3 protein-coding genes and 1 pseudogene are annotated in these 6,627 nt (G+C 62.4%); 3 read left to right on the top strand and 1 reads right to left on the bottom strand.

Annotated features, from left to right (window positions below):
- Positions 1-260: 260 nt before the first annotated feature.
- Positions 261-1,343 (top strand): annotated as a pseudogene (locus CFB82_RS40710) (transposase); the annotation flags it as partial.
- Positions 1,344-1,413: 70 nt separating this feature from the next.
- On the opposite strand, the gene CFB82_RS40705 reads toward CFB82_RS40710, so the two are convergent.
- Positions 1,414-2,709 (bottom strand): site-specific integrase, encoded by a 1,296-nt coding sequence (locus CFB82_RS40705; protein WP_089487856.1) that lies wholly within the window; start codon positions 2,707-2,709, stop codon positions 1,414-1,416.
- Between the two features lie 110 nt (positions 2,710-2,819).
- Between CFB82_RS40705 and CFB82_RS40700 the strand changes: the two genes are divergently transcribed.
- Together CFB82_RS40700 and CFB82_RS40695 are read left to right on the top strand one after the other, a co-directional pair.
- Positions 2,820-5,258: a TOTE conflict system archaeo-eukaryotic primase domain-containing protein gene (locus tag CFB82_RS40700; protein ID WP_089487855.1), complete on the top strand. Its 2,439-nt coding sequence runs from the start codon at positions 2,820-2,822 to the stop codon at positions 5,256-5,258.
- A 182-nt stretch (positions 5,259-5,440) separates the two neighbouring features.
- Positions 5,441-6,433: a DNA-binding protein gene (locus CFB82_RS40695; RefSeq protein WP_089487854.1), complete on the top strand. Its 993-nt coding sequence runs from the start codon at positions 5,441-5,443 to the stop codon at positions 6,431-6,433.
- Positions 6,434-6,627: the final 194 nt, after the last annotated feature.

Raw genomic sequence — 6,627 nt, 5'->3', positions numbered from 1 at the left:
GGATGGTAGGACCGGGGCGTGGTGACGATGGCGCGAAGATGCTGTTCGAGCGTGAGAAACGAATGTACGATCCGAAGCATAGGCCGGGCTGTTCTGCGTTCGTGGACTGGTGTGGAAACCGTCTCACGATAACAGAGGAGTACCGGCCTATCTCATAGGTGCCGTGTCTCGCGATGTTTGCGGCGATGTTCGTAAAATCGTGCTCGACGTACGCGAGACAAAAACCCCCTGTTCCGCCTCAAATTGATCGAGACGTAACACCACAACTCGACCTGGCGCCCATCGCGACGGCGATGCGGGCGCTCGAGATGCCTGGCCGACTGTCGCGAGCGAACGAGCGCGTGGTCGAGTTCCAGCGCACGCATCCGATTACTGAATTGTGGGGAACGGGGCGACAAGCATCCAGCGATTCCATGAGCCTGGATACTTCGCCGCACCTCTTTTATGCCCGCGTCGATCCGCGGCGCCGAACCCACGCAGTCGGGATCTATACGCATGTGTTGGATCAGCATGGCATTGTCTATAACCAACCGATCGTGCTGAACGAACGGCAGGCGGGCGTGGCCATCGAAGGCGTATTGCGGCACAACGAAAACCGAGACGATGGCGGACTGCTGCGACTCTCCGTCGACACGCACGGATACACGAGCGTGGGGATGGCCGTCTCGAAGCTACTGGGCTTCGATCTGTGTCCGGGCCTGCGCAATTTGGCCGAGCGCAAGTTGTATTTGCCGCGCGGATTTGCCGTCTCCGAAGGACTGGCAACGGTCGTGGCCCACGACGTTTCGCTCAAGGCAATTCGCGACGGCTGGGACGAACTGCTGCGGCTCGTCGCCTCGATTCAGTCCGGCCGCATCAGCGCGGTGGTCGCGCTGCAGCGGTTCGGCAGTGCCGCACAAGGCGACCCGGTGCATCGGGCCGCCGATCAACTCGGCAAGTTGCTGCGCACGCTTTTCCTGTGCGATTACTTCAGCAACGTGGCGTTCCGCCGGGAACTGCATACGCTGCTGAATCGCGGCGAGTCCGTCCACCAGCTTCAGCGCGCGATCTACACCGGCAGAGTGGCCCCCGAGCGCGGTCGACGTCGCGATGAAATGGTCGCCATCTCGGGTTCGTTGACACTGTTGACGAACCTTGTGATCGCCTGGAACACGCAACGCATGCAGACGACGGTCGACGGCTGGCGGCGCAAAGGACGACAGGTCGACGACGAGTGGTTGCGCCGGATGGGGCCTGCGCATTTTGCGCACGTGAACTTCAGGGGCACATTGAGCTTTCCCATCGACCAATACAGCGACGTCCTGCTGGAGGCCGCGCCCTGGCAACGAGGCACGGGATCATGAGGCGTGCCGGATAGAGACGGACGGCGTATGGGTACCGTTGGCGTCCGTCCGATGAAGTCGACGAGCGCGATCAGCGCCAATACCGGTCTGCGACAGGATCGTGCAGCACCGCTTCTGCCATGCAGTCACACATCTCTGCGGTAAAATGGATTTCGCCGAGCAGTTCCTCGATCGCCGCTTCCAGTTCGGCTCCGTATGCAAACGGCATGGCGATCTCGTATCGCGTGTGCTGCCGGTTGACGCATCGCATCTCATACAGGGCATGACAGAAATCTTCGATCCAGCGGCGCGCCTTGGACATGCCTCGCACGAATTTGCTGTTGCGCTCGATGACCAGATGCAGGCTCAGGCGCGTTTGCGGCGTCGACGATGTCGTTACCTCGTCCGCCAACGACTGCGTCTTCGCAGGTTCGGCGATCGCGGGCTGCGTGGGTGGCATCATCGTAAGTGCCGACTCGATGCGATGTTGTGCGAACGGATCGGCCGCGTCGATGTAGCGCATTGCCGAACGCACATCTTTCCAGCCAACATACTCCATCAGCATTTTCAGATCCCAGCCGTTCGAGTTGGCCCAGGTCGCAAAGCCTCGCCGCAATGAGTGGCTGCTGTAGCTATTGGGCGTGGGTAGTCCAGCCTCGCGAAACAGCGTGCGCAACAAGGGAACAAAGCTGCCGGCATGCAACCCTTCGTCGCTCACGTTTCCCCAGCGGTCGACGCTTCGGAACACGAACCCCTCGGTCAGGCCAGAGGTGGCAATCCAAGCTTCATAGGCGGCCACCGGGCATAGCCGCGACAGCGCGGGCGCCTTGAACGTCGCGCCAAGCTGTGCGCGATCGCCTTTCGTGCGCGGCAGGAACAACGTCATGCCGCGGCCCGCCTCGACGGTCACGTGCTCGATCCGTAATCGACTGAGTTCATCCGAACGAAAACCACGCCAGAAGCCCAGTAGCACCAGCGCTCGGTTGCGAACGTTCGCGAGGTGGCTTCGCTCGTCTGCGATCTGGTCGATCTGCCCATCAAGCCAGGCGGTAAGCTTTTCGAGCTGCGCGAGCTGCATCGGCCTGGCGCGCTTCTCGGTCGCAGGATGCAGCGCCGCGATCCCCTTGAGTACCTTTCGCACGTGCGGCGTCTTCGTCGGATCTGCGAAACCCTGCGTCTGATGCCATTGTGCGAGTGCTGCCAAGCGCGCCCGCAGCGTATTGACCGACAGGGATTCGGCGTAGTCGGCAAGGTACCGTGCAATTGCATCGGCGCTCGCCGGCAGGAAGCCGCCCCATTCAACCTCGAAATGCCGGATCGCCGACTGGTAACTGCGACGGGTATTTTCGCGCGTCGCGGCTTCTACATAGCGATCGATAGCGGACATGGCTCGTGGGTACAATCGGGCAATCAATATCGGAGACGATGATATGCAACAACGATCATGTGCGCCAGTCGGATTGCGAGACGAGGAATGCAGTTTCGACCGATGAAGCGATGAACGAAGGCAAGCCATCACATCCGGGCTGGGAAAATTTCACACGCGAAGAGCTGCTCGCCGAACTCGCCCGTTTGCACGCTGAAAATGTCCGACTGACCACCTTGCTGCCGATAACCGCGCCGACGCCGGGTAAGTTTGCGCCAGCGGTCCGGCGCGAACCGTCATCAGCGGGGCGGAACACAAGCGCCCCTATACTTTCTCCAGACCAGAAAGTGCAACTCTTCCGGCGGTTGTTTCGCGGCCGCACGGATGTCTACCCGCTTCGCTGGGAAAGCCGCAACTCCGGGAAGTCGGGCTACGCGCCGGCCTGCGCCAATGAATGGCGAACAGGAATCTGCGACAAGCCCCGCATCCGCTGCGCGGACTGTGGGCATCGTTTGCTGTTGTCACTGGACGATCGGGTCATCTACGCGCATCTGGCCGGCGATCATACGGTGGGTCTCTACCCACTGATGCCGGACAGCACCTGCTACCTGCTCGCCGTCGATTTCGACGAGGAAGGCTGGCGCGAAGATGCGATGGCTTTCCGGCAGTCGTGTGAAGAGCTGGGCGTGCCCGTTTCGCTCGAGATCTCTCGCTCGGGTAACGGCGCACACGCGTGGATATTCTTCTCGTCGGCCGTTACCGCGCGCGAGGCGCGACGGATGGGGGCAGCCATCATCAGCCACACCTGCGCCCTAACCCGGCAGCTTGAGTTGTCGTCTTACGACCGGCTCTTTCCGAACCAGGACGTGCTCCCCAAAGGCGGCTTCGGCAACCTGATCGCGCTGCCGCTGCAGAAACAGCCACGCGAGCGCGGATGCAGCGTGTTCGTTGACGAACGCCTCGAGCCCTATGCCGACCAGTGGGCGTATCTGGCAGCCATCCGGATGATGGACGGGCGCGACATTGAGGGCGTGATTTCCCGTGCTACGGGCGGCGCCCATCCGCTCGACGTTGCGTTCATCATCGAAGAGGACCAGATCGAGCCGTGGAAGCCGCCTCCCGCGCTGCCGAAACGATTGGCCGGACCGATGCCGGCATCGCTCACGCTGACGCTCGCGAACCAGCTTTATTTCGAGAAGGAACAGCTTCCCCAGGCACTGCTCAATCGTCTCATCCGACTGGCAGCCTTCCAGAATCCGGAGTTCTACCGGGCTCAGGCACGCGGTTTCAGCGTATGGGACAAACCACGCATCATTGGCAGGGCCGAAAATTGCCCGCGTCACATCGCGTTGCCGCGGGGGTGCCTCGACGACGTCATGACGCTACTGTGCGACAACGACGTCACTTGCGACATCCGCGACGAGCGTTGCGCGGGCGAGCCTATCGTCGTGTCGTTTGCTGGTACGTTGCGCGATGACCAGCAGACGGCCGTGGCCGATCTGCTGCGGCACGACACCGGCATCCTGCATGCGCCGACGGCGTTTGGAAAGACCGTGACGGCGGCCGCGATGATTGCGCAGCGCGGCGTTAACACGCTAGTGCTCGTGCATCGCCGGGAGTTGCTTGATCAGTGGCGCGAACGACTGCAGTCGTTTCTCGGGCTCGATCCGCGGGCGATCGGCACGATCGGCGGCGGCAAGTCGAAAGCGACTGGGCAGATCGATGTCGCGATGCTGCAGTCAGTGGCACCCGATGGTACTCGCGGCGAGCTGTTGCGGCGTTACGGCCAGATCATCGTCGATGAATGTCACCATGTCTCCGCAGATTCCTTCGAGGCGGTACTCAAGGCCGTTCAGGCGCGCTACGTGCTGGGCCTGACCGCGACGCCGGTGCGGCGCGACAGCCAGCAACCGGTGATGTTCATGCTGTGCGGGCCGATCCGGCATGCGGCGCGGCTGCCAGCTAACGCGCCGCAGTTGCTTGAGGTCTTCCCGCAGAGGCTCACTGCTGCGGTGGACGTCGCAGACGACGCGCCGATCCAGGCGGTCTTCGCACATCTTGCCCGAGACACAGCGCGCTCGCAGATGATCGCGGCGGCCGTCCGTGAACAGTACGGACAGGGGCGTAACGTGCTGGTACTCACCGAGCGGACGGACCATCTCGATAGCCTGCAGCAGATGCTGGAAGACACGGTGCAGTCGCTGTTCGTGCTGCACGGACGGCTCGGCAGAAAGGCGCGCGCCACCCAGTTGGCAGCCCTTGACGCGCTGGCCGGTGACGCGCCCCGCGTCGTGCTCGCGACGGGCAGGCTGGTCGGGGAAGGTTTCGACCACCCGGCGCTGGATACGTTGGTGCTGGCTATGCCGGTCGCATGGAAAGGCACCCTGCAGCAGTACGCCGGCCGGCTTCACCGCGAGCATGCAGGTAAAACTGGCGTGCGGGTGCTCGATTACGTGGACGGCGGGCATCCGGTACTCCTGCGCATGTGGGACAAGCGCCAGCGCGGCTATCGGGCGATGGGCTACCAGGTGTGCGTGCCTGGACAGGAACTCCAGCTGACGCTCGCCTGAAATCGGGCAACCAATCTCCTTTTTGTACCGTTCCCGACTCCTGGAGGCTGTTTTCGGGGGCTCACATTGGATAATCCTCCTTTATCACACGCCAGAGATGCTCGCGTCAGACCGCCCTTGACCGCGTGAGATGATACGTATATACATGGTACGTAATACAGTACGATATTCGAAGGAAGCTTATGGCTCGCGCCGGTCTTACCCGCCTGGATGTCAAACGCGCTCGCGATTCGGTGATCGCCCAGGGCCAGCACGCGTCGATCGACGCGATCCGGATCGCGCTTGGCAATACCGGCTCGAAGACTACGATCCACCGCTACCTGAAAGAACTGGAGGAAGCCGAAGGCGCGTCGCTGACGCGCACGGCGTCACTGTCGGATGCCATCCAGGATCTCGTCGCGCGGCTCGCGGCCCGCCTGCACGAGGAAGCGCAGGCGCGCGTCGACCAGCAGGCCGCCGCCGCAGCCGCCCAGCGCCAGCAAGCGCAAGCCGAGATCGCCAAGCTCACCGATGGGGTTGCTGTACTGCAGGGGCAGCTAACCAACGCGGCCACCGCCCTATCGAGCGAACAGGATGCGCACGCCGACACACGTCTGGCGGCGCAGCAGCGCACGATCGACGTCGAACGACTGGCGCAGCAGGTGCACGACCAGACCGTGCGGCTTGCCGAACACGAAGGCTTCCGCCAGTCACTCGAGGAGAAGCTAAAGCACGCGCACGAGGCACTTGAGCATTACCGGAGCGCCAGTCGCGAACAGCGTGAACAGGAAGCGCGCCGGCACGAGCAGCAGGTCCAGCAACTTCAGGCCGAGCTGCGCCAGGCCAATCAGACGCTCATCGTCAAGCAGAACGAAATTACTCAACTGAACAAGGACAATGCACGGCTCGTTGCCGAGTCTGGCGCAGCCGGCAAAAGTCTGCGAGAAGCGCGGGCACATGGTGAGAAGATGCAGGAGGCGCTCGATCGGATGCTCGCCGATCACGTTCGCGCCGAGACTGAACGCGACGCGCTACGCACCGAGGTTAGCGCGCAGGCGGGGGAACTGGGCAACGCACGTGTGGCGCTCAGCGCAGCGACGGAAGAGCGGACGAAGCTGGCGGCGCAGGTCGACGCCCAGCTGTTGCTGCTGGCCGACTATCGGACGCGATTGGGTCTTGGCGGCACAGCCGGCTGAAGCGCCAGATTTCGCACCTGCAGGACACGGCCGCACGAAATCCTTATCCTTCTATGCGATTGATTCTTACTGACCAGTTCATCAAATAGTGCGTAATATTCAAGCGGCGTAACGGACATGTTTCTCGTTGAACAGGTTACGAATCACGTGAGGTTCCTTCTGGCGACGATGCAAATGGCTCCGGACATGCCGGA

Source organism: Burkholderia sp. HI2714, assembly GCF_002223085.1.
Lineage (GTDB): Bacteria > Pseudomonadota > Gammaproteobacteria > Burkholderiales > Burkholderiaceae > Burkholderia > Burkholderia lata_D.
Note: the sequence above shows the minus strand (reverse complement) of the source record. Positions and strands in the feature narration are given on the sequence as shown.